General features: G+C 66.3%; 23 protein-coding genes. 12 read left to right on the top strand and 11 right to left on the bottom strand.

What is annotated here, in order from left to right; genetic code table 11:
* The first annotated feature begins 12 nt into the window (after window positions 1-12).
* Complete coding sequence (locus tag OG405_RS26090) at window positions 13-2,397, top strand: lysylphosphatidylglycerol synthase transmembrane domain-containing protein (RefSeq protein ID WP_327149049.1); 2,385 nt, start codon at window positions 13-15, stop codon at window positions 2,395-2,397.
* A 24-nt stretch (window positions 2,398-2,421) separates the two neighbouring features.
* Complete coding sequence (locus tag OG405_RS26085; protein WP_327149048.1) at window positions 2,422-2,559, top strand: hypothetical protein; 138 nt, start codon at window positions 2,422-2,424, stop codon at window positions 2,557-2,559.
* A gap of 54 nt (window positions 2,560-2,613) precedes the next feature.
* Here the strand turns inward: OG405_RS26085 and OG405_RS26080 are convergent, their stop codons facing one another.
* Together OG405_RS26080 and fadD5 are read right to left on the bottom strand one after the other, a co-directional pair.
* Complete coding sequence (locus tag OG405_RS26080) at window positions 2,614-3,207, bottom strand: cysteine hydrolase (RefSeq protein WP_327149047.1); 594 nt, start codon at window positions 3,205-3,207, stop codon at window positions 2,614-2,616.
* 149 nt (window positions 3,208-3,356) lie between these two features.
* Complete coding sequence (fadD5, locus tag OG405_RS26075; protein WP_327152528.1) at window positions 3,357-4,925, bottom strand: fatty-acid--CoA ligase FadD5; 1,569 nt, start codon at window positions 4,923-4,925, stop codon at window positions 3,357-3,359.
* Window positions 4,926-5,257: 332 nt separating this feature from the next.
* Between fadD5 and OG405_RS26070 the strand changes: the two genes are divergently transcribed.
* Entirely contained in the window at window positions 5,258-6,229 is a 972-nt protein-coding gene (locus OG405_RS26070) for an NAD(P)H-dependent flavin oxidoreductase (protein ID WP_327149046.1), read from the top strand.
* A 109-nt stretch (window positions 6,230-6,338) separates the two neighbouring features.
* On the opposite strand, the gene OG405_RS26065 is transcribed toward OG405_RS26070, so the two are convergent.
* A complete protein-coding gene (locus OG405_RS26065) occupies window positions 6,339-7,292 on the bottom strand; it encodes an MBL fold metallo-hydrolase (RefSeq protein ID WP_327149045.1) in 954 nt (317 codons plus the stop codon).
* A 259-nt stretch (window positions 7,293-7,551) separates the two neighbouring features.
* On the opposite strand from OG405_RS26065, the gene OG405_RS26060 reads away from it, so the two are divergent.
* Window positions 7,552-9,564, top strand: coding sequence for an acyltransferase domain-containing protein (locus tag OG405_RS26060; RefSeq protein WP_327149044.1), 2,013 nt, complete (start codon window positions 7,552-7,554; stop codon window positions 9,562-9,564).
* 101 nt (window positions 9,565-9,665) lie between these two features.
* Here OG405_RS26060 and OG405_RS26055 read toward each other — a convergent pair whose 3' ends face one another.
* Together OG405_RS26055 and OG405_RS26050 are read right to left on the bottom strand one after the other, a co-directional pair.
* Window positions 9,666-10,070, bottom strand: a complete 405-nt coding sequence (locus tag OG405_RS26055) for an RNA-binding S4 domain-containing protein (protein WP_327149043.1) — start codon at window positions 10,068-10,070, stop codon at window positions 9,666-9,668.
* 3 nt (window positions 10,071-10,073) lie between these two features.
* Window positions 10,074-10,712 (bottom strand): C40 family peptidase, encoded by a 639-nt coding sequence (locus OG405_RS26050; protein ID WP_327149042.1) that lies wholly within the window; start codon window positions 10,710-10,712, stop codon window positions 10,074-10,076.
* Between the two features lie 377 nt (window positions 10,713-11,089).
* Here OG405_RS26050 and OG405_RS26045 point away from each other — a divergent pair, with 377 nt between their 5' ends.
* The 5 genes from OG405_RS26045 (at window position 11,090) to OG405_RS26025 (ending at window position 16,842) form a co-directional block, all read left to right on the top strand.
* On the top strand, window positions 11,090-12,277 hold the full coding sequence (locus tag OG405_RS26045; RefSeq protein ID WP_327149041.1) for an ATP-binding protein: 1,188 nt from the start codon (window positions 11,090-11,092) through the stop codon (window positions 12,275-12,277).
* Window positions 12,278-12,673: 396 nt separating this feature from the next.
* Window positions 12,674-12,964: a hypothetical protein gene (locus tag OG405_RS26040; RefSeq protein WP_327149040.1), complete on the top strand. Its 291-nt coding sequence runs from the start codon at window positions 12,674-12,676 to the stop codon at window positions 12,962-12,964.
* Window positions 12,965-13,271: 307 nt separating this feature from the next.
* Window positions 13,272-14,105, top strand: coding sequence for a hypothetical protein (locus tag OG405_RS26035; protein WP_327149039.1), 834 nt, complete (start codon window positions 13,272-13,274; stop codon window positions 14,103-14,105).
* A 15-nt stretch (window positions 14,106-14,120) separates the two neighbouring features.
* A complete protein-coding gene (locus OG405_RS26030) occupies window positions 14,121-16,091 on the top strand; it encodes a fumarate reductase/succinate dehydrogenase flavoprotein subunit (protein ID WP_327149038.1) in 1,971 nt (656 codons plus the stop codon).
* 4 nt (window positions 16,092-16,095) lie between these two features.
* The gene (locus OG405_RS26025) at window positions 16,096-16,842 is read left to right on the top strand and encodes a succinate dehydrogenase/fumarate reductase iron-sulfur subunit (RefSeq protein ID WP_327149037.1); all 747 of its coding nucleotides are present in this window, start codon (window positions 16,096-16,098) and stop codon (window positions 16,840-16,842) included.
* Between the two features lie 21 nt (window positions 16,843-16,863).
* On the opposite strand, the gene OG405_RS26020 is transcribed toward OG405_RS26025, so the two are convergent.
* Window positions 16,864-17,061, bottom strand: a complete 198-nt coding sequence (locus tag OG405_RS26020) for a hypothetical protein (RefSeq protein ID WP_327149036.1) — start codon at window positions 17,059-17,061, stop codon at window positions 16,864-16,866.
* 66 nt (window positions 17,062-17,127) lie between these two features.
* The gene (locus OG405_RS26015; RefSeq protein ID WP_327149035.1) at window positions 17,128-17,559 is read right to left on the bottom strand and encodes a MarR family winged helix-turn-helix transcriptional regulator; all 432 of its coding nucleotides are present in this window, start codon (window positions 17,557-17,559) and stop codon (window positions 17,128-17,130) included.
* Between the two features lie 78 nt (window positions 17,560-17,637).
* On the opposite strand from OG405_RS26015, the gene OG405_RS26010 reads away from it, so the two are divergent.
* Window positions 17,638-18,033 carry a RidA family protein gene (locus OG405_RS26010; protein WP_327149034.1) on the top strand — a complete coding sequence of 132 codons (396 nt, stop codon included), beginning with the start codon at window positions 17,638-17,640 and terminating at the stop codon, window positions 18,031-18,033.
* A gap of 31 nt (window positions 18,034-18,064) precedes the next feature.
* Complete coding sequence (locus OG405_RS26005) at window positions 18,065-19,153, top strand: alkene reductase (protein ID WP_327149033.1); 1,089 nt, start codon at window positions 18,065-18,067, stop codon at window positions 19,151-19,153.
* Window positions 19,154-19,500: 347 nt separating this feature from the next.
* On the opposite strand, the gene OG405_RS26000 is transcribed toward OG405_RS26005, so the two are convergent.
* Entirely contained in the window at window positions 19,501-20,283 is a 783-nt protein-coding gene (locus OG405_RS26000) for an SDR family NAD(P)-dependent oxidoreductase (RefSeq protein ID WP_327149032.1), read from the bottom strand.
* 473 nt (window positions 20,284-20,756) lie between these two features.
* Window positions 20,757-20,993, bottom strand: coding sequence for a DUF397 domain-containing protein (locus OG405_RS25995; RefSeq protein WP_327149031.1), 237 nt, complete (start codon window positions 20,991-20,993; stop codon window positions 20,757-20,759).
* Between the two features lie 278 nt (window positions 20,994-21,271).
* On the opposite strand from OG405_RS25995, the gene OG405_RS25990 reads away from it, so the two are divergent.
* Entirely contained in the window at window positions 21,272-21,472 is a 201-nt protein-coding gene (locus OG405_RS25990; protein ID WP_327152527.1) for a hypothetical protein, read from the top strand.
* Window positions 21,473-21,560: 88 nt separating this feature from the next.
* Here the strand turns inward: OG405_RS25990 and OG405_RS25985 are convergent, their stop codons facing one another.
* Both OG405_RS25985 and OG405_RS25980 read right to left on the bottom strand, forming a co-directional pair.
* Entirely contained in the window at window positions 21,561-22,508 is a 948-nt protein-coding gene (locus tag OG405_RS25985; RefSeq protein ID WP_442790612.1) for a DNA-3-methyladenine glycosylase family protein, read from the bottom strand.
* A 272-nt stretch (window positions 22,509-22,780) separates the two neighbouring features.
* Window positions 22,781-25,585 carry an FAD-binding and (Fe-S)-binding domain-containing protein gene (locus OG405_RS25980; protein ID WP_327149029.1) on the bottom strand — a complete coding sequence of 935 codons (2,805 nt, stop codon included), beginning with the start codon at window positions 25,583-25,585 and terminating at the stop codon, window positions 22,781-22,783.
* Between the last annotated feature and the right edge of the window lie 86 nt (window positions 25,586-25,671).

The following is a 25,671-nucleotide window of genomic DNA, read 5'->3' as shown; positions in this document are numbered from 1 at the left end:
TACCGATACGACATGCGAGTCGATGGGCGGGAGATCCCGGTCACGGGCAGTCTCCTCCAGCCGCTCACGCGGCGGACCAGCGATATTCTGCGTGTCGTATTCGCGGCGGTCGGGGTGACGGTCGTCATCGCCGGTTCGCTGATCACCCGGCCGGAATGGCTGGCACTGGAACGTTCGGTCTCCAATATCGTCGGATTCCTCAACCCCGACCAGTCCAATCTGGTCTACCTGCTGTACGGGATCGCCATCCTCATCCTGCCGTTCGCGATCCTGGTGGAACTGGCTTTCGGGCGGCAGTGGAAGCTGCTCGCCGGCTACGCCACCGCCGGGTTGACGGCGGTACTGCTGCTCTCCATCACACCGAGCGGACTATCGGCGCCGCAATGGCACCTGCAGGTTCCGGAGAACCTGGACGACAAAACCTTCCTGCAGCAGTTCCTGGACGACCCGCGCTGGATCGCCCTGCTGGCCGCGGTACTCACCGTCGCCAGCCCGTGGCTGCCGGTGCGGCCCCGGCGCTGGCTGTGGGTGTTGCTGCTGGCTTTCGCGCCCATCCATCTGGTGGTCAGCACAGTGGTTCCGGCCCGGGCCATGTTCGGTCTGGTGGTCGGCTGGCTGGTGGGCGCGGTGATCGTGCTGTTGGTGGGGACTCCGGCGCTGGAAGTACCGCTGGACGCGGCGGTACGGCAGCTGGCGCACCGCGGTTACACCGTCACCAGATTCACCGTCGTACGGCCCGCCGGACCCGGCGCGCTGATGCTCTCGGCGACTGTGGAGGAACCCGAGCGCGCGCTGGTGGTCGAGCTGTACGGCAAGAATCAGCGCTCGCTCAGCGCGCTTCGCCAGTTGTGGCGCTGGCTCACTTTCCGCTCCAGTGAGACCGCCCCGCTGCACGGTTCCATGCATCGTGCCGTCGAGCATCGCGCGCTGATGGCTATCGCGCTGGACGAACTGGGCACGGCCGCGCACCGGCCGGTCACGGTATCGGGCCTGCCACGCGGCTGGATGCTGTATGCGCATACGCTGCCGGCCGGGCGCTCGATCGGACAGGACCCCGGCGATGCCGGGGCACTGGATTCGGTATGGCGGGCGCTGACGGTGTTACGGGAGCGCGGGATCGCCCACGGTGAGCTGCGACCCGCCGAAATCCGGATAGGACCCGATGGCGCGTTGTTCGGCGGTTTCGCCGCGGCGGAACTGTGCGCCTCCGATGCCCAGCTCCAATCCGATATCGCCCAGTTGCTGGTCTCGATGACGGCGGTTTTCGGTGCGGAACCCGCGGTGCGCTCGGCGATCGGTGTACTCGGCGAGCAGACCGTGCTCACCGCGTCGCGCCGGCTCACCAAGTTCGCCATGCCGGGCGGTATCCGTAAATCCATCCCGGGCTGGAAATCGGTGGTGACCGCCGCGCGCGAGGAGGTCCGCACACAGACCGGCGAGGACCGGATCGAGGCCGAGCAGATCACCCGGTTCAACCGTAAGAGCCTCATCCAGCTGGCGCTGCTGATCGGCCTGGTCTATGTGGCCTATCCCTTCATCAGCGCGGTACCGACCTTCTTCACCCAGCTCAGAGAAGCGAACTGGTGGTGGGCGCTGGCGGGGCTGGCACTGTCGTCACTGACCTATCTCGGGACGGCCGCGGCGCTGTGGGCCTGCGCTGCCGGCGTCGTGAAGTACTGGCCGCTGGTCCTGATGCAGATCGCGAACACCTTCGCCGCGACCACCACCCCCGCGCGCGTGGGCGGGCTGGCGCTGAGTGTGCGCTTCCTGCAGAAGGGCGGGGTCGGGGCGGTACGCGCCACGGCCGCCGTGGCACTACAGCAGGCCGTGCAGGTCTGCACCCATATCTCGCTGCTGGTGCTGTTCAGTGTGGCCGCCGGGACTTCGGCGGACCTCTCGCATTTCGTACCCTCGCCGACAGTGCTCTACCTGATCGCCGGAGTCGGGGTGGGCATCGTCGGCACCTTCATGTTCGTACCGAAACTGCGGCGCTGGCTGAACAATTCGGTGCTCCCGCAGGTCCAGGAGGTGGTCGTCGAACTGGCGGTGCTCGCGCGTGATCCGAAACGCTGCGTGATCATCGTGCTCGGCTGTGCGGCCCTGACCCTGGGACAGGCGCTCGCCCTTTTCGCCAGCGTGCAGGCATTCGGGGGCGGAACGACCTTCGTGACCGTGACCATCGTGACGATGATCGGCGGCACCCTGGCCTCGGCCGCACCGACGCCGGGCGGTGTCGGTGCGGTGGAGGCGGCGCTGATCGGCGGCCTGGCCGCGTTCGGTCTGCCCGCCGCGGTGGCCGTACCCTCGGTTCTGCTCTATCGAGTGCTCACCTGCTGGATTCCGGTGTTCTGCGGCTGGCAGGTGATGCGTTATATGGCCGAGAAGCACATGATCTGAGCTGTATCTGTGGCGCCGCCTCCGGTGCCTCGGGTCAGAGCCCATCAGGGCGTGTTCCACAATGCGCTCGGCGCCGCGACCAGCTACTTGTTCGAGGCGGCCGTCGTCGTGGACTTCGGCGTCGACCGGATCGAGAGCAAACTCGCGCGATCGGCCGGCTAGGCCCCGGTTCTTCACTCCTTCGCTCCAGAACCGGGGCGGGCCTCGACCTGAATGTCAGTCGAGTTCGGCGAAGGCGTCGGCGGTGGTGCGGAGGCCGGCGCTGACGAGTGCGATATTGGCCAGTGAGGCGGTGTGCACATGGGGATCGGCGGCGGTCACGCAATCGGCGACCGTGTAGACGGTGAATCCCAGGTCTGTCCCGTGGCGGGCGGTCTGCTCGACGGTGAGGTTGGTGGCGACACCGGTCAAGAACAGCGTGTCGATATCGTTCTCGGCCAGCCAACGCGGCAGATCGCTACCGGCCAGCCCCGACAACTTCTGATTGTCGACGACCCGGTCGGCCAGGTCGGCGATCTCGTCGATGAGTCGGCTGCCGGCGGAGTCCGGCCGGAACTCGTGCTGAGCCGCCCCGACCGATTGCATGAATCCGGTATTGCGCACCAGCCGGCCTTCCCCCTCCGGAACGGTGAACCGGGTGCAGATGATGGGCAGGCCCAACTCCGCCGCCTGCGTGTGGAAATCCGCGGCCCGCTGGACCACACCGCTGGCGGCCACCGGCTCGGCCAGCATCGGGCCGAAGAACCCTTCCGGCCGAATGACGTTCACCTGCCAGTGCAGGGCTAGGACTGCAGCATGTTGATCCGACATGGCGTAGATAATCGACCATCTCCGGCGCAGGTGCACAACCGGCCGGGAAAAGTCCCGGCCACCGGGCACGCCGGAGCAGACGAGCAGGTGCCGGATCGGCGAGCCCAAGGGATCTTCCGATCCGGCGAATGCTTCACGTGAAACATGACCTACGAATCGACCTTGCGCAGTTCCACTTTCACGACCTTGCCGCTGGCGTTGCGCGGCAGTTCCGCCACGATCACGAGTTCCTTCGGATGCTTGTAGCGGGCCAGGTTCTCGTTGAGGAACGGTTCGAGGTCGGTGAGGGTGAGCTCGCCTTCCGGATCGTCGAGCGCGACGACCGCGACCGGAACCTCGCCCCACTTCTCGTGCGCCTTACCTATCACCGCGGCCTCGCGGATCAGCGGATGCGCGAACAGAACGTTCTCCACCTCGGCGCAGTAGATGTTCTCGCCGCCGGAGATGATCATGTCCTTCTTGCGGTCCACGACGTAGACGAAACCCTCTTCGTCCTGACGGACCAGGTCGCCGGAGTGGAACCACCCACCGGCGAAAGCCGCCGCAGTCGCCTCGGGCTTGTTCCAGTAGCCGGCCATCATGGTGGGGCCGCGGTAGACGATCTCACCGACCTCGCCGGGCGCCACATCGTTCATCTCGTCGTCGACGATACGGGCCTGGATGGTCGGGATGACCTTGCCGACCGAACCGAGCTTGCGGATCGCGTCCTTGCCCTCGAGCACGCAGGTGATCGGTGACATCTCGGTCTGGCCGAACACCGCGACATTGAAGGCATCGGGGAACGCCTCTGCCATCGCCTTCAGCACGGTGTCCGAGGCGGGGGCGGCACCCCAGCTCAGCGCCCGCAACGCGAGTTTGCGTTCTTTGACGGTCGGATCGTCGCAGATCAGCTGCCACTGGGCAGGCACACAGAATGCGGAGGTCGCCTGCTCGGCTTCGACCGCGTCCAGGAATTCGGTCGCGCTGAAGGCGCCCAGCGGATGCAGCACGGTCTTCGCCCCGAGCACGAAGGCGGGGGCCAGGCTGCCGAGTCCGGCGATATGGAACAGCGGCGAGGTGCAGAAGCCGATCGACTCCTGTTCCAGCTGCAATGCCCGGATACAGGTGAGCGCCTGGGCGTTCATATTGCCGTAGGAGAGAACGGCGCCCTTGGGGCTGCCGGTGGTGCCCGAGGTGTACATGATGAGGCAGGGGGTGTCCTCGGGGATATCGAGCGGGGTGTGCGCTCCCCCGGTCTCGGTGATCGCGTCCTCGAATCCGACGGCCCCCTCTCCACTGCTGCCACCGATGACGAAGGTGTGCTCGAGACCCGGCGCCTGCGCCCGAACCGCGGCGGCCAGCGGCTGCAGTACGGAATCGGTGACCACGGCCTTGGCGCCGCTGTCGCCGACGATATAGGCCAGCTCGGGCGGGGTGAGCCGGAAGTTCACCGGGACCGCGATCGCGCCGAGGGCGTTGATCCCGAACACGGCTTCCAGGTATTCGGGGTAGTTGAGAGCCAGGATGATCACGCGGTCACCGAACGCGACGCCGCGGCGCGCGAGCGCGTCGGCGAATTTCTGCGACCGTTCGTGCAGTCGGCGCCAGGTGGTGTCGGCGCCACGGAAGCGTAGTGCCACCTCGTCGGGCCGCATCACCGCGTGCGCGGCGATCTGGTTGTTCCAGTGATTGCGACGCGATCTGATCGGCTCGTCGAGGGCCTGCGCACCGGTGGACATCCCACGTACTCCTCTCGGTACCGCGTGACCCGCCGGAGTGCCCGGCGCCACACGCGGTGTGAACATGTCGGCAGAATAACAATTCACATGAGCACCGGCAAGGAAATCGGGGCCGAATAGCGGTTAATCCCGAGGAACTCGACCAGGGAACGAGTTCGCGCTCGCTGAAGCGCGTATTTGCGGCGATACCCGCTGCCGCGCACGTCGCCCAGCTACACGAGATCCCCTCACTTGTGCGAATCACGACTCACTTCCAGGGTTGATCGGGTGCTGATACCCGTGGCACCATGCAGCAGACGCGGAGTATTCCGCGAAAGTAGAGGAGAGCACCGATGCTGCGGACCAGGTTCACCGAGACCTTCGGTATCGAACATCCGATCGTGCAGGGCGGGATGATGTGGGTCGGCCGGGCCGAGCTCGTCGCCGCCGTCGCGAACGCCGGTGGGCTCGGTTTCATCACCGCACTGACCCAGCCCACCCCCGACGATCTCCGCCGCGAGATCGAGCGCACCCGCGAACTCACCGACAAACCGTTCGGGGTGAACCTGACCATCCTGCCCTCGATCAACCCGCCGCCGTACGAGGAGTACGCGAAGGCGATCGTGGACAGCGGCATCAAGATCGTGGAGACCGCCGGCAGCAATCCGGAGCCGTTCCTACCCACCTACCACGAGGCCGGAATCAAGGTGGTGCACAAATGCACCAGCGTCCGGCATGCCCTCAAAGCCCAGAAGATCGGCGTGGACGCGGTCAGCATCGACGGTTTCGAATGCGCCGGCCACCCCGGGGAGGACGATATTCCGGGCCTGGTCCTGATCCCCGCCGCGGCGCGCGCGCTGACCATCCCGATCATCGCCTCCGGCGGTATCGCCGATGCCCGCGGCCTGGTCGCGGCGCTGGCGCTGGGCGCCGACGGCGTGAACATGGGGACCAGGTTCCTGTGTACCGAGGAGTCCTCCATCGACCGGAAGGTCAAGGAGCAGATCGTCGCCAATTCCGAGCGCGATACCAAGCTGATCTTCCGCACCATGCACAACACCGCCCGGGTCGCCGCCAACGAGGCGAGCCGCAAAGTGGTCGAGATCGAGAAAGCCGGCGGCAAGTTCGAGGACGTCCGCGAACTGGTCTCCGGTGCCCGCGGCCGGCGTGTTTTCGAAGAAGGCGACCTCGACGCCGGCATCTGGTCGGTCGGTCTGTGCCAGGGCTTGATCTCCGACATCCCGACCTGCGCCGAACTCATCGACCGGATGGTCGGCGAGGCCGAGGAACTGATCAGCGCCCGGCTGGCCGGTTTCCTGGCTTAGGTCTGACCGGGGGCGGGAAAGGCTGGCTTCCCGCACTTTCCGGTCGTGAGTCGACCGCGCCCGCACCGCCGGAGTTCAGTGCACTACCCGGGTTCGCTGCGGCGCCGGTTCAGTGGGCGGCGAGCGCGGCCACCGCGTGGTAGTCGTGCGCGGCGACCACCTCGATACCGTCGGGCAGCGCATGCAGCCGGTGAATGGTCTCGAAGGCGAGATCGCGGTCGGCGTCGAACAGTTGCCCGGGCATGGGCGCCTTCTCTCGGATCAGCTCGATCTGCAGCCGGTTCCATACCGAATCACCGGCGAGTAGTACCCGGCGACCGTCCCGGGTGGCCAGCAGGACACCGATACTGCCCGGGGTGTGCCCGGCCAGACCCACCAGCAGTATCGAACCGTCTCCGAACAGGTCCAGGCTGCGGGCGAAAGTCAGCACCGGCGGGCCGTCGAGTTCGAGTGGTTCCAGCGGACGGCCCTGTAGCGGGCCTCGGACCACCCCGACCGGCGCGTGCGGACCGTCGAGCGCCCAGCGCAGTTCATCGGAGGGCAGCCGCACCGGCACCGAAGCCGGTAGTTCGAGCACCCCGGAAATATGATCCCAGTGCAGGTGGGTGGGCAGTACGAAATCGACGGCGGCGGGGTCGAGGTCGCGGGCGGCCAGCGCGTCCGCCAAGCCGAGCACCGGCTCGTCCGGCGCCACGAGGTATGGAATCGGGAAGGGCAGTCCCGGTAACACCCGCCGGTGCACATGAGCGCACAGTGCCGGGTCCACCAGGAATCGCGCCGAAGGGTGATCGACGATATAGGCGCCCATGACCATCGGCAGATGTCCGAAACTGCGCACTCCTTCGGCGACGATGGTCGTCGGAGCCGACATCCGGCCCTGGACGAGTACGGTCAGCCCCACGCTCACCCGGGCCGGCGGCAACGGTGCGGGTTCCAGCCGCGCCAGGAATCCGGTATCGGCCCGCCGAGGACGCAGCAGCCGCGCCGGAGTAGCGGCCAGTGCCGCGCAGCAGCGCAACACGGTGGGCAGGGTGCGGGTACGTCCGTCCGCGGAATCGGCCACTCGGCAACGGTACCGGCCGGCCCGGACGAGATAGGGACAACACCGGCGACCGAGTCCGATAGCGGCGGACCTCGGGAAACAGATCAGCGAGTCGCCGGGCTCGTCCCCTGACATACCGGTCCAGACCATGGGAGTGGAAGACTCACGGCACCAACGGATTCGGAAATCCGGTGTATCGGAATTTCCGGCATAATCGAAGCGTGAGGCCATCCGCTCGCCACGGCCGCCAGGCAGTCCGTCCCTCCACAGTGTCACTACGATGATCGGTCCTCGCGACGGTGTGCTCTTCCTGTTCGGTGGAGAAGGCGGGGAACACGAGCGGATGGGCCGGACGCTGGCCGGACGCTATCCGATCTTCGCCGAGGCGGTCACCGCCGCCGGCGATGCTGTCGCCGCCGCGGGCGGGCCCCGAGTCTGGACACCTCGCTACGGTTTCCGGCAGGCCGTGGGAAGTACGGCCGCCCCAGAGCAGGCCGCGGCGCAGTCCCACCCGGAATTCGTCCAACCTGCCCTGTTCGCTTTCCAGGTGGCGATCGCCGAATTGCTGGCTGCCTGGGGTGTGCGGCCGGACGCGGTTGCCGGGCACGGGATCGGGGAGGCCGCCGCCGCGGTGACGGCCGGAGCGCTGTCACTGGCCGAAGGCGCCAAAGTCGCGGTGGCGCGCGGCCGCGCGGCGGGCCGAATGGCGGGATCCGGTGCGGTGGCCGAGTTGCTGACCTCGGAATCGGAGGCGATCCGGCTGGTGCGGCCGATGGCGGAGAAGGTGACGATCGCCGCGATCAACGGACCGCGATCCGTTCTGGTCTCCGGCACTTCGCGTTATGTGGATGTGGTGGTACGCCGAGCCGAACGCCGCGGTATCGTCGCGGCCCGGACGAGTTCGGATCACCCTGCACACAGTCCGGCCATGGCCGAGGTGGTGCCGCGGTTCCTCGGCGACCTCGGCCCGATACGGCCCACCGTCCCGCGTATCCCGCTGTACTCGGGAGTCCACGGCGGTACGGTCGTGGATTCGGCGGAGATGTCACCCGCTTATTGGGCCGAGAACATCACCCGCCGGGTAGAACTCGGGATGGCGCTGCTGCGGGCGGCCGAAGACGGACTGTCGATGATCCTGGAGATCGGGCCCGAACCGCTTCTCGCGACGGCCGTTCGGGCCGTCCCGGAGTTCGCGCACACCACCTACGGCACGGCGGACCGCACAGACGAGGGCACGGCGTTTCTCACCTGTCTCGCCCAGCTCCACGCGACGCGAGCACTGGGTGGCGGCATCACGGAAACCGGCCGCGACGGCGCCCCACGCCCGCTCCCCCATCGAACGGGGACCGCAGTGGGCGAAAACGGCGAGCGACAGGAAACTTCGCCCGCAGAGTGGGAGAACGCGCCGGGCGGTTACGGAACAGGCCTTCCGGCAGTCTCTTTCGGCACTTCGGGATCTTGCGGTGTACCGGGACGATCGGAGTCTTCCGAGCACGAGGACACGGCTGATCCCGACCGGCTGCCGAACGGGGAGGATTTGCGGGCGGAGGCCACGGGTGCCGGAACGCTGGCATCGGTACGGCTCGCCGACAGCCCCCCACCCACAGATATCATCGCATGGACCCGGGTGGTCGATGCCAATAGGGCTATCCGCTTCATCGCGGGCCGGGTCGCCCTGGACCCGCCGATGACGATCGATCGATCCGGAACCTACGTGGTCAGTGGCGGTTTGGGTGCTCTCGGGTCGGTTATGGTGCGGCGACTGCTCGCGGCGGGTGCTCGCGATGTAGTCGTGCCGACTCGCTCACCGCGCCCGGTCCCGCCGCTGCTCGAGGGGCTCGAGGATCGGATCGTGGTGGTGCGCTGCGATACCGCCGACCGACACGACCTCGACAATGCGCTGCGTGATATTCGCGAAACCGGCTGCACTATTCGCGGAGTAGTCCATGCGGCACAGGTTTTCGAGGATACGACGGTCGGGGTCGCCGTATCTGCCGATACCGCAAGCGGTTCGGTGTGTGCGGCACAGGAGCCGGGAGCGGCCGGCGAGGACCGGGAACAGCAGGATCCAGATCTCGACGCGGGCCGGTTGGCACGGCGCTTCGCGCGGATCTCGGCGGCGGCGGCCAATCTCATCGAACTCACCGCGGCAGACCCGGTGGCGTTCATCGCGGTGTTCTCCACCCCGATTGCCGGAACACCGCGACCCGCCGGTCCGATCACCCGCGTCTCCTGGTCGCACACGGAAACCAAGGACACCGGCGGACCGGCCGACGGGGTTCGAGAGTATTGATTGTTCCGGCGCAACCGGAGCACGTGGGTCGTGCCGGAACGGAATAGGTCGCGTCTACCCGGTGGGCAGGCAGAACGTCGACGGATGCAACCGAACCGGTATCAGTCCTCGGACCGGCCGAGTAGCCGATCGGTTTCGCGGCGCTCCCGTTTCGTCGGACGTCCGGTTCCGCGGTCACGTTGCGGAAGGGCGGCCAGAACTTCGCGGGGTGGTGGCGGCGGACTACGGTCGATCATGCACTGGGCGGCGATCGGAGCACCGACCCGTTTGCTGATCACTCGTTCCACTATGACGATCCGCTCGATACCGTTGTTCCGGATACGGATCTCATCACCCGGCCGTACGGGCTGTGCTGGCTTGGCTGTCGTACCGTTCACGCGCACATGCCCGCCTCGGCAGGCGGCCGCGGCAGCCGACCGAGTTTTGAACAAGCGAACAGCCCAAACCCAGGAGTCGACCCGGGCCTGGGTATCGCCGTTGCTCGGCTCGGTTGCGGCTCGGTTCACCCGCTACATGATACGGCGCGCGGTAACCACATCGTCGGCGGAAAGATGGGTATAGGTGACCGGCTCACCGGACTGTACCGCGTTCAGCAGCAGGCCGTCACCGGCGTACATGCCCACGTGGCCGCCACCGTTGGTGATCACGATATCGCCGGGCTTCAGGCTCGCGAACGCGATCGGCGCACCGACGTGGGACTGCTCGAAGCTGGTGCGCGGCAGTTTGATGCCGGCCTGCTTATAGGCCCACTGGACGAGGCCGGAGCAGTCGAAGTTGGCCGGGCCGGCCGCACCCCAGGAGTACATGGCGCCGACCTTGGTCTTGGCGGCGTCGAGCGCGACATCACCCAGGGACTGCTGCACCGGGGCGGGGGGCGCGAAGCTCGGCAGTGCGGGAGCGCCCGGCATGACGTGCGGGGCCTGCTCGATGACCTGGTTCAACTGCTGGTTGAGCTGATCCGCCTGCGCGGAGAACTGGTCCGGCACCTCGACATCGAATTTGCCTATCCCGGGAACGTCGATCGTGGTCGTCGCGGCCGAGGCGATCGCGGGCATCGTGCCCGTGGTCGCGGCCAACGTACCCATGACCAGTGCGCCCTTGACAGAATTAGGCAGCTTGGATTCTCGCTGCAAGCTGTGCTTACCCACCGAGCTACGTCTCCGATCCTCGTGCTCTCCGTCGCTCCGATCGCGCGTCCTACTCGATTCGCGGCGTTCGACTGCGGCGGTGACCAAATGGCGCCGCCTCACTGACGAAACGACTCGACTCCACTAAGTCACAAGAAGGTTACGATGCCCATCGGATGTTGTCCAGCCGAACAGGTGTCCTTTTCGCGCCAACAGGGTATAGGACCGTAAAAAAGCACGGCGACACCGTTTTTCGTCCCGGCGCAAGGTCACACGAAGGTCTCGTCCGGGCGTGTCGAGTCCGTACTCGGCCGCGGGCGCCGGGCGGCGCCAGGCCTCTCTAGAGCACGGCATAGATACAGCCAGATTTTCCGATAGGCCCGCTACGGTGTGAGGGTATGGACCCCGTGCGGAACCCGTATGCGCCCGGCGCTGGTCAGCGTCCACCCGAGCTCGCCGGTCGCGGCAAACAGCTCGACGCGTTCGATATCGTCCTCGAACGGATCGCACGGGCCCGCCCGGAGCGCAGCGTGATGCTCACGGGTCTGCGCGGAGTGGGAAAGACCGTACTGCTCAATCAGCTGCGCTCGGCCGCGGTCTCCCGGGGCTGGGGCACCGGGAAGATAGAGGCCCGCCCGGACCAGGAATTGCGCCGGCCGCTGTCGTCGGCCCTGCACATGGCCGCGCGGGCCATCGCCAAAACTCATCACAGCCAGGAACGGGTAGACGATTTCCTGGGCATTCTCAAAGCATTCGCGTTACGCGCGACCGCGGACAAGGGCATGCGGGAGCGCTGGCAGCCGGGTATCGATGTACCGGCGGTGACCGGCCGCGCCGATTCCGGCGATATCGAGATCGATCTGGTGGAGCTGCTGATGGAGGCCGCGGCGCTGGCCCAGGACATCAGCTCGGGTATCGCCGTGTTCATCGACGAGATGCAGGATCTGGGTCCGGCCGATATCTCGGCCATCTGCGGCGCCTGTCATGAACTCAGCCAGGACACCGCCCCGCTGATCGTGGTGGGGGCAGGTCTGCCGCATCTGCCGGCTGTCCTGTCCGCGTCCAAGAGCTACTCCGAACGGCTGTTCAGCTATCACCGCATCGATCGACTGGATCGGACCTCGGCCGACCGGGCACTGATCGCCCCCGCCGAACGCGAGGACGTGAAGTTCTCCGACGAAGCCCTCACCGCGCTCTACCGCAAGGCCGACGGCTATCCGTACTTCGTCCAGGCCTACGGCAAAGCGACCTGGGATCAGGCGCCGGGGAGTCCGATCACCGCGGAGGATGTCGAGGTAGCGGCGCCCACCGCCGAGGAGGAACTGGCGGTCGGATTCTTCGGGTCACGGTACGAACGGGCGACCCCGGCCGAACGCGAGTACATGCGGGCCATGGCGGATCTTTCCGGCGACGACGGCCCGGTCGCCACCTCCGCGGTCGCGGCCGAACTGGACCGCAAGCCCGCATCGCTGTCGCCTGCGCGCGATGGGCTGATCAAGAAAGGCCTCATCTATTCGGCGGAACGCGGGACCATCGGATTCACCGTCCCGCATTTCGGTCGCTACCTGCGCAGTGTCGCGACCTGAACGGTACCGGTACCGGTTCATGGGCTCGGCCAGCGCATTCTGTACAGGTCGACAGATGGTCGGATACCACCCTCGATCAGTTCGTATACCTATCTCTATACAAGAACATAGATAGGCATATAGAGGGGTCGAGACCGAATCGAAGGCCGTATACATATCTCTAGCCTCTAAACTAGATATGCGTATAGGGCTTCATAGCCCCGACATCGGCCACGGATCGAGCCCCATATCGGCGCCCTGACCGACACCCGATCTCGATCTTCGGACGAGCCGGAATCCAGATTTTGCCGTACTGTGTTGTAGATCACCTTGTGTGGTCGGTCACAAGCCACGCCGGACGGTCGGCGCCGTCGGCGGCGTTCGCATCACGACCGGTCAGCAACTCAGGAGGTATCCATGACACGCAGCGACATCGCGGAGCTCCGATACGCCGTAAACCAGCTCCGGCGCTCCATCGGGGTGCTTCGCACCCACTACGGAGACGCCGGCACTGTGCGGCGGCTGGAGAACGACCTGGAACGGCTCTGCATCGATGCCGACGAACTCGAACAGAGCCCGCCGCCCCAGGTGGCGACACCTCGCGGCCAGGAACCCATCTACGTCCCGGACAGCAAATCCGACGAATCGGCATGGATGGGCGCCCAGGACGAGGGGCTCGGCTTCCATTCGCGGCCCCGTACCCAGTAGCGCTCGCCCGGATCACCCGGCGCCCGCGCGATTCACCGCCGGATAACTGAATACCGATCCTCGGGTCCGAACCCGGGGATCAGGGGACGACCGGTCGCCGGACAGGCGACCGGTCGTCCACATTTGCGGCGTGTTCACCGACCGCGATCGCCAGTAAATGTGGCGCAAATCACCATCACCCGAGCGCAACCAGATTGCGCGGACCCCGCTCGTTCGATAGCGGGCCGGGCGTATGGTGCTCAGCATCACATTCGATCGCGGAGGTACACATGACCACCCGCACCGCCGATCAGCGAGGCATCGACCAGTGAGTGCCGCAACGACCACGACCGCTCCCGAAGCGGGTACAGGCGTATTCAGCAGGACCCGGGCCCGGATCACCTCCCGGACCCTACGCACGGATCAGTGGTGGCTACCGCCGCTGATCACGGTGATCGGCCTGGCCGCGTTCGTCATCTACGCGACCGTCAGATCGTTTGTGCGCACCGCCTATTGGGTGCCCGACTACCACTATCTGACGCCGTTCTACTCGCCCTGCCTGAGCACCTCGTGCGTGGCGGGGGCGAGCCATTTCGGCACCCCGTTCGGCGATCTGCCGATGTTCCTACCGCTCGGTTTCCTGGTGTTGCCGTTCCTGCTCGGATTCCGGCTCACCTGCTACTACTACCGCAAGGCCTACTACCGTTCGGTGTGGTTCTCCCCGCCGGCCTGCGCGGTCGCCGAGCCTCATACGAAATACACCGGAGAGACCCGGCTTCCGCTGATCATCCAGAACGCGCACCGCTACTTCTTCTACGCCGCGGTGATCATCTCGTTGATCAACACCTATGACGCTGTGATCTCCTTCCACGGCAAAACCGGAGGATTCGGCCTGGGGCTGGGCAGTCTGATCATCACCGGGAACGTGATCCTGTTGTGGGCCTACACCTTGTCGTGCCATTCCTGCCGGCATATCGCGGGCGGGCGGCTCAAACACTTCTCCGCGCATCCGGTCCGGTACTGGTTCTGGACCCAGATCTCCAAGCTCAACACCAGGCATATGCAACTCGCCTGGACGACGCTGGGCACTCTCGTGCTCACCGACTTCTACGTGATGTTGGTTGCCAGCGGAACGATTTCCGATCTTCGCATCATCGACTGAGGAGTTTGTACGGCTATGCCCGAAGTGGAGCGGCACACCTACGACGTCGTGGTGATCGGGGCCGGCGGCGCCGGACTGCGCGCGGTGATCGAGGCGAGGGAACACGGCCTGTCGGTGGCTGTGGTCTGCAAATCGCTGTTCGGTAAGGCCCATACCGTGATGGCCGAGGGCGGCTGTGCGGCGGCGATGGGCAACGCCAACGAAAAAGACACCTGGGAAACACATTTCCGCGACACCATGCGCGGCGGAAAATTCCTGAACAACTGGCGCATGGCGGAACTGCACGCCCGCGAGGCCCCCGACCGGGTCTGGGAGCTGGAAACCTACGGTGCCCTGTTCGACCGGACCGCCGACGGCCGGATCAGTCAGCGCAACTTCGGTGGCCACACCTATCCCCGGCTGGCCCACGTGGGCGACCGCACCGGACTCGAATTGATCCGCACCATGCAGCAGAAGATCGTATCGCTGCAGCAGGAGGACTACGCGCAAACCGGCGACTACGAGTCCCGTATCAAGGTTTTCGCCGAATGCACCGTCACCGACCTCCTCAAGGACGGTGAGCGGATCAGCGGTGCCTTCGGCTACTGGCGCGAATCCGGCCGCTTCATCCTGTTCGAGACCCCGGCGGTCGTGCTGGCCACCGGCGGAATCGGCAAGTCCTACAAGGTGACCTCGAACTCCTGGGAGTACACCGGCGACGGTCACGCGCTCGCGCTGCGGGCCGGCGCACGGTTGATCAATATGGAGTTCCTGCAGTTCCACCCCACCGGAATGGTGTGGCCGCCGAGCGTGAAGGGGATCCTCGTCACCGAGGGTGTCCGAGGCGACGGTGGGGTGCTGAAGAACACCGACGACAAACGCTTCATGTTCGACTACATACCCGCCGTCTTCAAAGGGCAGTACGCCGAGAGCGAGGAAGAGGCCGATCAGTGGCTGCGCGACAACGACTCGGCGCGGCGCACGCCCGATCTACTGCCTCGTGACGAAGTGGCCCGGGCGATCAACGAAGAGGTCAAAGCGGGCCGCGGTACCGAACACGGTGGCGTCTACCTGGATATCGCCTCGCGGCTCACTCCCGAGGAGATCATCCGGCGGCTCCCCTCCATGCACCATCAGTTCAAGGAACTGGCCGATGTGGATATCACCAAGGAGCCGATGGAGGTCGGCCCGACCTGTCATTACGTGATGGGTGGTATCGAGGTCGATCCCGATACCGGCGCGGCGCATGTTCCGGGCCTTTTCGCCGCGGGCGAATGCTCGGGCGGTATGCACGGGTCCAACCGGCTCGGCGGTAACTCGCTGTCGGATCTGCTGGTCTTCGGGCGGCGGGCCGGGCTCGGCGCGGCGGAGTATGTCGAAAAGCTCACCGAGCGTCCGGGGATCGCCGAAACCGATATCGCGACGGCGGCCCGATCGGCTCTCGCCCCGTTCGATCCCCCGGAGGGCGGCTCGGGCGAGAATCCGTACACCCTGCACACCGATCTACAGCAGACCATGAACGATCTGGTGGGCATCATCCGCAAAGAGCACGAGGTGGGCGAGGCGATCAGCCGGCTCGAGGCGCTGCGCGCACGGTTCGAGCATGTCACCATCGAGGGGCATCGGCAGTTCAATCCGGGCTGGCATCTGGCCCTGGATATGCGGAACATGCTGCTGGTCAGCCAATGTGTGGCACAGGCCGCGCTGCTGCGTACCGAGAGCCGCGGCGGGCATACGCGCGACGATCACCCGGGAATGGACCCGCAGTGGCGCAACAAGCTCCTGGTCTGCGCCACCGGCGAGGAGGGGGTCGCGAATATCCCCGATATCTCGGTGACCGTGCAGGAGCAGCGACCGATGCGCGGCGAACTGCTCGCCCTTTTCGACTTCGGCGAGTTGGAGAAGTACTACACCCCAGCAGAGATCGCAGGTCACCCGACCGCGACGAGCGGCACCGTGGCAGGGTCGACGCCCGCGGACCGCGTTTCGGACAGCAAGGAGGCGTGAGCGGATGAGTTACGACGCCCAGTTCCGGGTATGGCGCGGCGATACCGAAGGCGGGGAACTACAGGACTTCACGGTCGCGGTGAACGAGGGCGAAGTGGTACTGGATATCATTCACCGCCTGCAGGCGACCCAGGCATCCGATCTGGCGGTCCGGTGGAACTGCAAAGCGGGCAAATGTGGTTCGTGCTCGGCCGAGGTGAACGGAATGCCACGACTGCTCTGCATGACCCGTATGTCCACGTTCACCCCGGAAGATGTCGTTACCGTGACGCCCCTGCGAACATTTCCGGTGATTCGCGATCTGGTAACCGATGTCTCCTACAACTATCGAAAGGCGCGGGAGATACCGTCGTTCACCCCGCCGCCGGATCTGCAACCCGGTGAGTACCGCATGCAGCAGGTGGACGTGCAGCGCTCGCAGGAATTCCGCAAATGCATCGAATGCTTCTTGTGCCAGAACACATGTCATGTGGTGCGCGATCACGACGAGAACAAAGAATCATTCGCCGGGCCGCGGTATCTGATGCGGATCGCGGAGTTGGAGATGCATCCGCTGGATGTGGCCGATCGCCGGGATGCCGCCCAGGAAGAGCACGGCCTCGGTTACTGCAACATCACCAAATGCTGCACCGAGGTGTGCCCGGAAAATATCAAGATCACCGATAACGCGTTGATACCGATGAAAGAGCGCGTCGCCGACCGGAAATACGATCCGATCGTCTGGCTCGGCAACAAGCTCTTCCGACGCTGATCGGTAACGAACCGTCCAGCATCACAGCATCGCGACCACACCGGTCGCGACCAGCCCCACAAGCACCCCGACGAACAACGCCGAGAGCACCGAGCCGGTAAGTACGAACACGCCCACCGCGGATGCCGCAAAGAGCAGGCCGACGATCAACCATTCGACGCCGTCGCCGGGCCCGAACTTGCGGAGCCGGGGATGTGAATTTTTGATCCCTGGGTCCACATATCGTTGTCTACCCGTTACCCGAGAGACCCAAACGCGGTGTTCGGGCGGGCACACGATCTCCGATCAGGCGCGGAGCCGGGCGACGAATTCGCTTACCCGGGCATCCGCGGACGCCTCGTCCAGGGCCTTGGCCAAGGCCTCCTGGTAAGTCGGTTCGGCCTTCTCCTGCAGGGCGCGTCCCTCCTCGGTTATCACGGTGTACACACCCCTGCGATCCTTGGGGCACAGGTCGCGATGGGTGAGCCCTGCCGATTCCAGCCGGGCGGCCAGACGGCTGACCGAGCTCTGGTTGAGGCCGATCAGTTCGGCCAACTCCTGCATACGCAGCTCGCCGTCGTCGGCGCGCGCGAGCCGGCAGAGGGCCTGATACTCCGACAACCCGATACTGTGTCGCCGCTGCATCTCCTTGGCCAGCCGCTGGGTCACCATGCCGTGCACTGTCACGACCTGATCCCAGATCATCGCGTCCATGATCCCGCCTTCCCGTGTTGACATCAGAGTACATGCAGTGCCATTATCTGCATGCACATACATTAATTGCATGTACATGCAGACTCTGAGAGGGAGTTCGCCATGACCGCACAGCGCGCCGAGAAGATCGCCACCACACCCGACTGGTACGAGCCGTACAAGATCTCACAGGCCATCAAGGCGAACGGCCTGATCCACGTATCCGGACAGGCAGGCATCGACGAGCGGGGGCGCACGGTCTCCGACGACTTCCTGGCACAGGGACGTCAGGCGTTCGTCAACATCCGGCGGGTACTGGAACAGGCAGGCGCCGACCTGAACGACGTCGTGAAGGTCGGCATCTTCGTCACCGACATGGCCGCGAACCTGGACAAGGTCATTGCGCTGCGCGGGGAGTTCCTCAGCGAGCCCTACCCCGCCGACACCTTGCTCGAGGTGTCCTCCCTCGCCCAGCCCGACTGGCAGATCGAAGTAGAAGTCACCGCCCTCGCCCGCTGACCCGCGTTCCGCACCTGTGAAAGGAAGACCAATGTCCGACAGCCCTTTGCTACGTCCCTACCGGCGCGGCGCGCTCGACCTGCCGAACCGGATCGCGATGGCCCCGATGACCAGGGGGCGCGCGGACGATTCCACCGGCGTACCGAACCCGCTCACCAAGGACTACTACGCACAGCGCGCGGGCGCCGGATTGATCGTCACCGAAGGCATCTACCCCAACATCCTCGGCAAGGGTGGCCCCGGCATCCCCGGGCTCGTCGATGACGCGCAGGTAGCGGGCTGGCGCGAGGTGACCGATGCGGTACACGCAGCGGGTGGGCGCATTTTCGCCCAGCTGTGGCATGTCGGCCGGATGACCCACCCGCTGATTCTGCCGGGTGGCGCGACCCCGCTGGCGCCCTCGCCCGAACGGATCACCGGCTCGCAGATCTTCACCGCCCAGGGGCCGGTAGATCATGTGACGCCGCGAGCGATGACGACCGCCGAAGCCGACGACACGGTCGCGGACTTCGCCGCCGAGGCGCGCAGCGCCATCGCGGCCGGATTCGACGGAGTCGAGATCCACGGCGCGAACGGCTACCTGATCCAGCAGTTCCTGGCGGAGAACACCAACCGGCGGACCGACCGCTACGGTGGTTCACGCAACGGTCGGCTCCGACTGGCCGTCGATATCGTCACGGCCGTCGCGACCGAAATCGGCGCCGAACGGGTAGGCCTGCGCATCTCACCGGACAACCCGGAAAACGAGATAGACGAGCAGGATCCGCAGGGCACCTACCGTGCCCTCGTGGACACCCTCGACCCGCTCGGCCTCGCCTACCTCCATGTGATCGAACGCGGCGAGTACGCGGCCCTTGCCGACCTCCGCCCGCGCTGGTCGGGCACGCTCATCGCGAACTTCAACGGCCCGGCCCCCACAACGCGGGACGCGGGCGAAAAAGTGCTGGACACCGGGCTGGCCGACATCTTCTCGTTCGGGCGGCTCTTCATCGCCAACCCCGACCTGCCCGCCAGGTTCGCTTCCGGCGCCCCGATCAGCGAACATGCCCGCGACCTGGTCTACGGCGGCGGCGCCGAGGGCTACACCGACTATCCCGCGCTACAGGCCGCCCGGATATGAGTTATCGGTCTACCGCCTCGGATCACCTGCGGTAGCGGGGTCGCGGCACCGCAACGCACAGCGGCAGCGGGCCTCAGAATTCGTGACATCGGGCGGCCCGCTGACCTGGTCGCTTTCGGGTTGTCTCACGTTGCGGTCCGCGGTAGGTGTCTCAGATCGATGGCATTTCTTCAGCTCGGTCCGGGGTGCGCGCCAGGCATCGAGCACCCCGGACCGGCCTGTGGATGTTGGGCGTCAGTCCTTTTCGTCGGCGGTCAACCGTGTGATGGTCCCGCCCCCTTCTGCCGAGTACTCGTTTTCCGTGGATGTCATGAACGTGGCCTGGTCGGGGCCGGTGGCCGACACAGTCAGAGAGCGTGTCCGCCGGCTACCTGCAGAATCTGTCCGGTGACCCAGCGGGCCTGGTGGGACGCCAGATACACCACCGCGTCAGCGATATCGTCCGGCTCCCCCACCTGGCCCATCGGCACGATCTCCCTCGCCTGCGCGAGGATGTTTTCGTCCATCCAGCCGGTCTGGACAGGGCCCGGGGCGACGGCGTTCACGCGGATGCCGCGCGGTGCGAGGTCCAGGGCGGTGGAGCGGGTGAGTGCTTCCAGCGCCGCCTTGGATGTGCCGTAGCCGGTCTGGCCGGGGAAGGCTCGGGCGGCGTCGGTGGTGATGTTGATGATGCTCAACGGGTCGTCTCCGCGATGTAGTCGTGCCACCTCGGCAGTGAGGACCGCGGGGGCGACGGCGTTCACCCGATAGTGGCGCTCCATCGACGCATGGGTCAACGTGTCGACGGTGTCCGGTGTTTCGCAGTGTGCGGCGTTGTTGACCAGGACATTGATCGTGCCGGTGCGGGCGGCGACCGCACCCACCAGCCGGATCGCGCCGTCCGGTTCGGACAGGTCGGCGCTGACGGCGAAGGAGTCGTTGCCCAATTCGTTCGCGAGTTTGTCCGCCTCCTCTGCAGTGGGAGTGAGGTGGGCCCATTCGGTGCCGGCCGGGGCTGGAGGATCTTGGTCGAGGTAGTGGATCGCTACGCGTGCCCCCTGGGCGGCGAACGCGCGACTGATCGCTGCGCCGATATTGCCGGAACCGCCGGTGACCAGGACGGTCCGGCCGGCCAGGCGAGTATTGATCATCAGGCTTCCTCGGTAGGGGTTCGGTCTGCCATATCAGTGGACGACGAGCATGCCGGGTTGGGAGAGGGGGTCCACGGGCAGGAATCGGCAGCGCACCGGGGACGAGGCTGAAATGGCCGCGCGCGAGGAGTGGGGAAGCAGGAAACGAACATCGGCGTCCTGATCAGAGACAGTTTTCACCCACAAGGCTGCATGCCGCGTACGCGGGGACCGATACTGTCAGGAACGCACGTGGGGAGAGTACACAATCCGCTTCTGCTCAACGAGTCGTTTTGCGCGGGATCAGTCGCTCCGGTCGAGATCGCACAGGGTACCTCCCCGCTCGGACCGCAACCGGCGACACCGGCGGCCCCGGTCGGACCAGCGCAAGGAGCAGAAATCTCACAGTGATGTCGGATCCGTCATGTCACCGACAAACATTTTGAGATTCCGACACGAGTTCTGAGGCCCTACAGCAACTCCGCCGACCGGGATCAGGGACGGTCGAACTCGCCGTCACGTACACCCGCGGTGAATGCGGCCCATTCGCCCGGCGTGAAGACCAGAACCGGCCCTTCGGGATTCTTTCCGTCGCGCATCCCGACATGCCCCTCGGCGAGCATCGCGATCTCCACATTGTGGGTCCCCGGCACACCGGCACCCACACCGGTCGCACCGCTCACCCAGCGGGCGCCGGAAAGATCCACATTCGTACCGTTGTCGATGCTCATCCAGGTTCTCCTTCACCGCCGCGCATATCGCTGTGTTTCGTGTCCAGGGCCCCGACGCAGCGCGCCATCAGCATGTAGCGCGATGCTACGCGTCGCGTCGGCGGAGCTGGGTTTACACCCGTCTACAAGAAATTCGCAACTCGGTACCGGCAAAGTCGCCGAATCTCACACCATATGCGCCGTTCTCGGCCTATGGTGAGCTGTTGGTCGTATGTGCACACCCGGAAAACCACCGCGGACAACAGGTGTCGACCGCGGGTTCATAAGGAGGTCGTGTGATGCGGTTGAATCTGGACGCCCCGATCCCCACCCTGCTCGCTTGCGGTGACGATCCCGGCGTGATGACCCCCGAACAAGCCCATTCGGCAATGCAGTTGCACCTGGACTGCACCGTCGACGAGTGCCGGGTCCGCCGGCGGGCCCGAGCCACCCTTGTGGATTCGGGACGCTGCGTTCTGGACAATCGCGCCCTCCAGTAGAAGCCGGATCTCGCTGCTGTACCGGCCGATCACCGGCCCGCCGGAGCGGGAACTCCCGATCTCCGCAACCGTGAATCCCGTTACCGACTCAGCGACGGCGGTGGTCGGTGATCGGAGCGCGAGGGCCGAATCGCGGCTTACGGGCCTGCCCGCTGACCTCCAGGAGACGGATGGTGCGGTATCGATGTGGACGTACCGGTTCGAGGTACTCGACCATCTCCGCGTCGTCGATATCGCGCCCGAGCAGGGTCCAACCGACGATAGACGCCAGATGGAAATCACCCACCGAGAGCGCGTCGGCGTCACCGAAAGCACGCTGCGCCGTTTCCGCTGCCGTCCACTCCCCTATCCCGGGGATCGTGCGAAGGCGGCGCGCGGCCTCACCCGAGGGCAGGGCTGCCGTTCGCTCCAGCGAGTCGGCGACGCGAGCCGCCCGTACGACGGTCTGCCAGCGCTGCGGCCCTACATTCGCACGGTGGAAGCTCCATGAGGGGATCCGGCTCCAGGTCGCCGCGTCGGGCGGCACCCGCATTCCCGCCGGAGCCGGGCCGGGCGGCGGGCTACCGAAACTGTGCACCAGGCGACGCCACGCCGCGTGAGCGGAAACGATCGTCACCTTCTGCTCCAGGATCGCGGGGATCAGCGCTTCGAGTACCCGGCCGGTGCGCAGCATCCGCAGCCCGGGGTGCCGCTGATGCGCGGCCGCCACCGTGGGATGGACGGCGACGAAATCGTCGACCTTTTCGTCCAGGCACAGCATTCGATCCAGCCCGTCGAGGAACTCCGCGGCGCCCGCACCCCAGGCATCCGCGGTGACAGTGGCCGGATCGTCCTGGACCAGCCGGTAGGTGACCGGTCCGGTCGGCATCCGGGAGGTGTGCCAGTGCGCTCCGTCCGGAGTGATCTGGTGGCACGGGTCGCCCGGCCCCCGGCGCAACGGCGCGAGAGTATGGGCGAGGTGGACCGGTGCGGCGGCGGACAGAGTCCGGGTCGCCCACGCGTCGTCGGTGGTTCCCGCTGTTCGGACAGGCACCATGTCATTGTGCGCTGTCGCGGGTAACGGTGTCGCATTGCACGACGATGAAATCGCAGCCGAGCAAATATCCGAATTCTGTCGTGACTGGAGGTTTCTATGATCACCGAGGCACTCAATTGGCTACTCGATCTGTGGGGGGCGGTTTTCGCCGGCAGCTCCGGATACGAGATTCCGCCCGGGAGCATTCCTTCCGGAAGTTGATCGTTTCCGGGCGAGGCCGCCGATACACGATCGGCCGCCCCCGGCGATAGCGCGCCGCCGTACCAGGGAAATCAATTGTCCCGCAGCAGAATCTGCGCCAGATGCCTACCGCGACGCGCGGTCAGGTGGGCGGTCTGAGTGCGACAGGAGAATCCGTCGGCGACAACGACCGCATCCGGCCCGGCATTGTCGATCGCCGGCAGTATTCCGTTGGCCGCCACCGCCGCCGATATCTCGTAATGCCCTTTCTGCATTCCGAAATTGCCGGCCAGACCGCAACATCCTGCAACCTCGGTCACATTCACCCCCATTTGGGCGAATATTCGGCGATCGGCCTCGAAACCCAGGACCGAATAATGGTGACAGTGCGGCTGCACCACCATCGACGTGCCCGCGAGACTCGGTGGCCGCCAGTCCGGTTGCGCGGTCAGGAACTCGGCGAGCGTGCGCACCGCCGCCGCGACCGGTGCGGAACGCGGATCCTCGGGCAGCAGTTCGGGCAGATCGGCCCGCAGCACGGCCGTACAGGAGGGTTCGAGACCGACCACCAGCCCACCGGCCCGCACATGGTCCTCCAGCGCGCCGAGCGTGGCACGTAATCGCGTCCGGGCACCGCTCAGTTGCCCGGTGCTGATCCAGGTCAGCCCGCAGCACACCCGACGGCGGGGCACGACAACGCGGTATCCGAGGGAATTGAGCAGTCGGACAGCAGCCAGCGCTATCTCCGGGTCGAAGGCATCGGTGAAAGTATCCACCCAGAGCATTACGGTCGACGCGTTCGCTTCCGCTACCTGCTGGTTTTCCGATTCCTGCCAGATCCGCCGGAACGAACGCGGTGCGAGCTCCGGTACGTCGCGGCGCGGATCGACCCCGGCCGCCCGCATACCCAGCCTGCGCAACGGTCCGGCCCCCGCCAAGGCGTTGACCAGCCACGGCACCCGGGTCGCCCCGGAGAGCCAGCGCGGGAGCCGGCCCAGCGTGTAGTGGTCGCGGGGACGCAGCCGCCGACGATAGCGGCGGTACAGGGTCTCGGACTTATAGGTCGCCATATCGACCCCCGCCGGGCAATCCGTCCCGCAGGCGCGACAGGAAAGACACAGATCCAGCGATTCGGCCACTTCGGGCGCGGACCAGTCCAGGTCGCCCCGGACTACCTCTTGCAACACCCGCGCCCGGCCCCGCGTGGTGTCCTTCTCGTCGGCCGTCGCCAGGTACGAGGGGCACATGAAACCGCCTGTCGCCCGCGTATCGGCCCGGCATTTGCCCACCCCGACACAGCGGTGCACCGCGGTCGACAGATCCCCCGCATCGCTGCCGAACGCGAACCCACGGGCCCGCGGCAACGGCGGCAGGCCCACCAGTCGCAGATCGGCGTCGAGTGGGCGCGGCTCCACCAGAACACCCGGATTGAAAATGTTCGCGGGATCGAACAACGCCTTGTAACCGGCGAACACCGCGCGCGCCTCGGGCGAGTACATGATCTCCAACAATTCCGAACGAGCCCGGCCGTCACCGTGCTCACCACTGAGCGAACCCCCGTGGCCCACCACCAGATGCGCCGCGTCGGTCAGAAATGCCCGGAACCGCTCCGGTGCGGCGGCTATGGGCAGATCCAGGCGCACATGGATACAGCCGTCACCGATATGCCCGTAGAGCAATCCCTCGACCTTGTGCTCGCGCGTAAGGTCCTCGAAATCGCGGAGGTAGGCACCGAGCCGGGCAGGTGGAACCGCCGCGTCCTCCCAGCCCGGCCAGGCCGGCTCGCCGTCACGGGTCCGGCCGGCCAGACCCGCCCCGTCGGCCCGGATACGCCACAGCGCGGCCGCGGCCCGCGGGTCTTCGATGATGCGCGTATCCAAGGCTCCGGCCGCCGCGCACAGAGTCCGGGCGGCGGCATGGGTCGCGGCCGCGTTCTCCCCGGCCAGTTCCACGAACAGCCAGCCGGTACCTCGCGGGAGGTCGGGGACCCGGCGGCCGTGCGCCCGCACCATCTCGACCAACCGGGCATCGATACCCTCCACCGCGACCGGTGCGACCGCGACCACCGCAGCTATATCGTCGGCGGCGGTCGCCAGGTCCGGATAGCCGAGCACGACCAGCAGAGTCGCGAGCGGGATCTCCACCAGTTCCACTTCGGCCTCGAGCAGGACACCACAGGTGCCCTCGGCACCGACGAACGAAGCCGCCACCGACCCGCCTCTTTCCGGCAGCAGATGTTCCAGGCCGTAGCCCGATGCCTGCCGGTCGAATCGGCCCAGATCGGTGCGGAGTACGGCAAGCGAATTCGCGGTGAACTCCGGCAATCCCGGAACCGCGTCCAAGGAATCCGCGAGCCGCCGAGCCGTGCCGGTACCGTCGAGGATCCGCAGCTCCCGGACCCGGTCGGAGGTACGGCCCCAGGCGATGGCATGCGGCCCGCAGGCATTGTTGCCGATCATCCCGCCGAGAGTGCAGCGGTTCTGCGTGGACGGGTCGGGGCCGAAACGCAGCCCGTGTTCCCGTGCCCGGCGCTGCAGGTCCGACAGCACGACACCCGGTTGCAGCCGCGCGGTCCGGCGCCGCGGATCGATCTCGGCGATTCCGGTCATATACCTGCTGAAATCGATGACGATGCCGGGACCGACCGCGTTTCCCGCGACCGAGGTGCCACCGCCACGCGGGGTGAGAACCGTCCCCTCGGCCCGCGCGACCTCCACTACGGCGGCCACCTCCGCATCGGCACGGGGAAAGACGACCGCCTCGGGTAACACCCGGTAGTTCGAGGCGTCCGACGAGTACTCCACCCGGCGGCGGTGGGAGATGTCCACCGCGTCCACACCGATCCGCGCGCGCAGATGCCGCGCGAGGGTGCCCCGTCGTACATCCTGGTCGGCCACACGAACCAGCCTAGGCTCGCCGTCCTCGATCCTTCCGGACTCGGCGCGACGGTGCCGTCCGCGGCGGGTCGGTGCCCGGGACGGTA

The sequence above is a fragment of the Nocardia sp. NBC_01329 genome, from assembly GCF_035956715.1.
Lineage (GTDB): Bacteria > Actinomycetota > Actinomycetes > Mycobacteriales > Mycobacteriaceae > Nocardia.
Note: the sequence above shows the minus strand (reverse complement) of the source record. Positions and strands in the feature narration are given on the sequence as shown.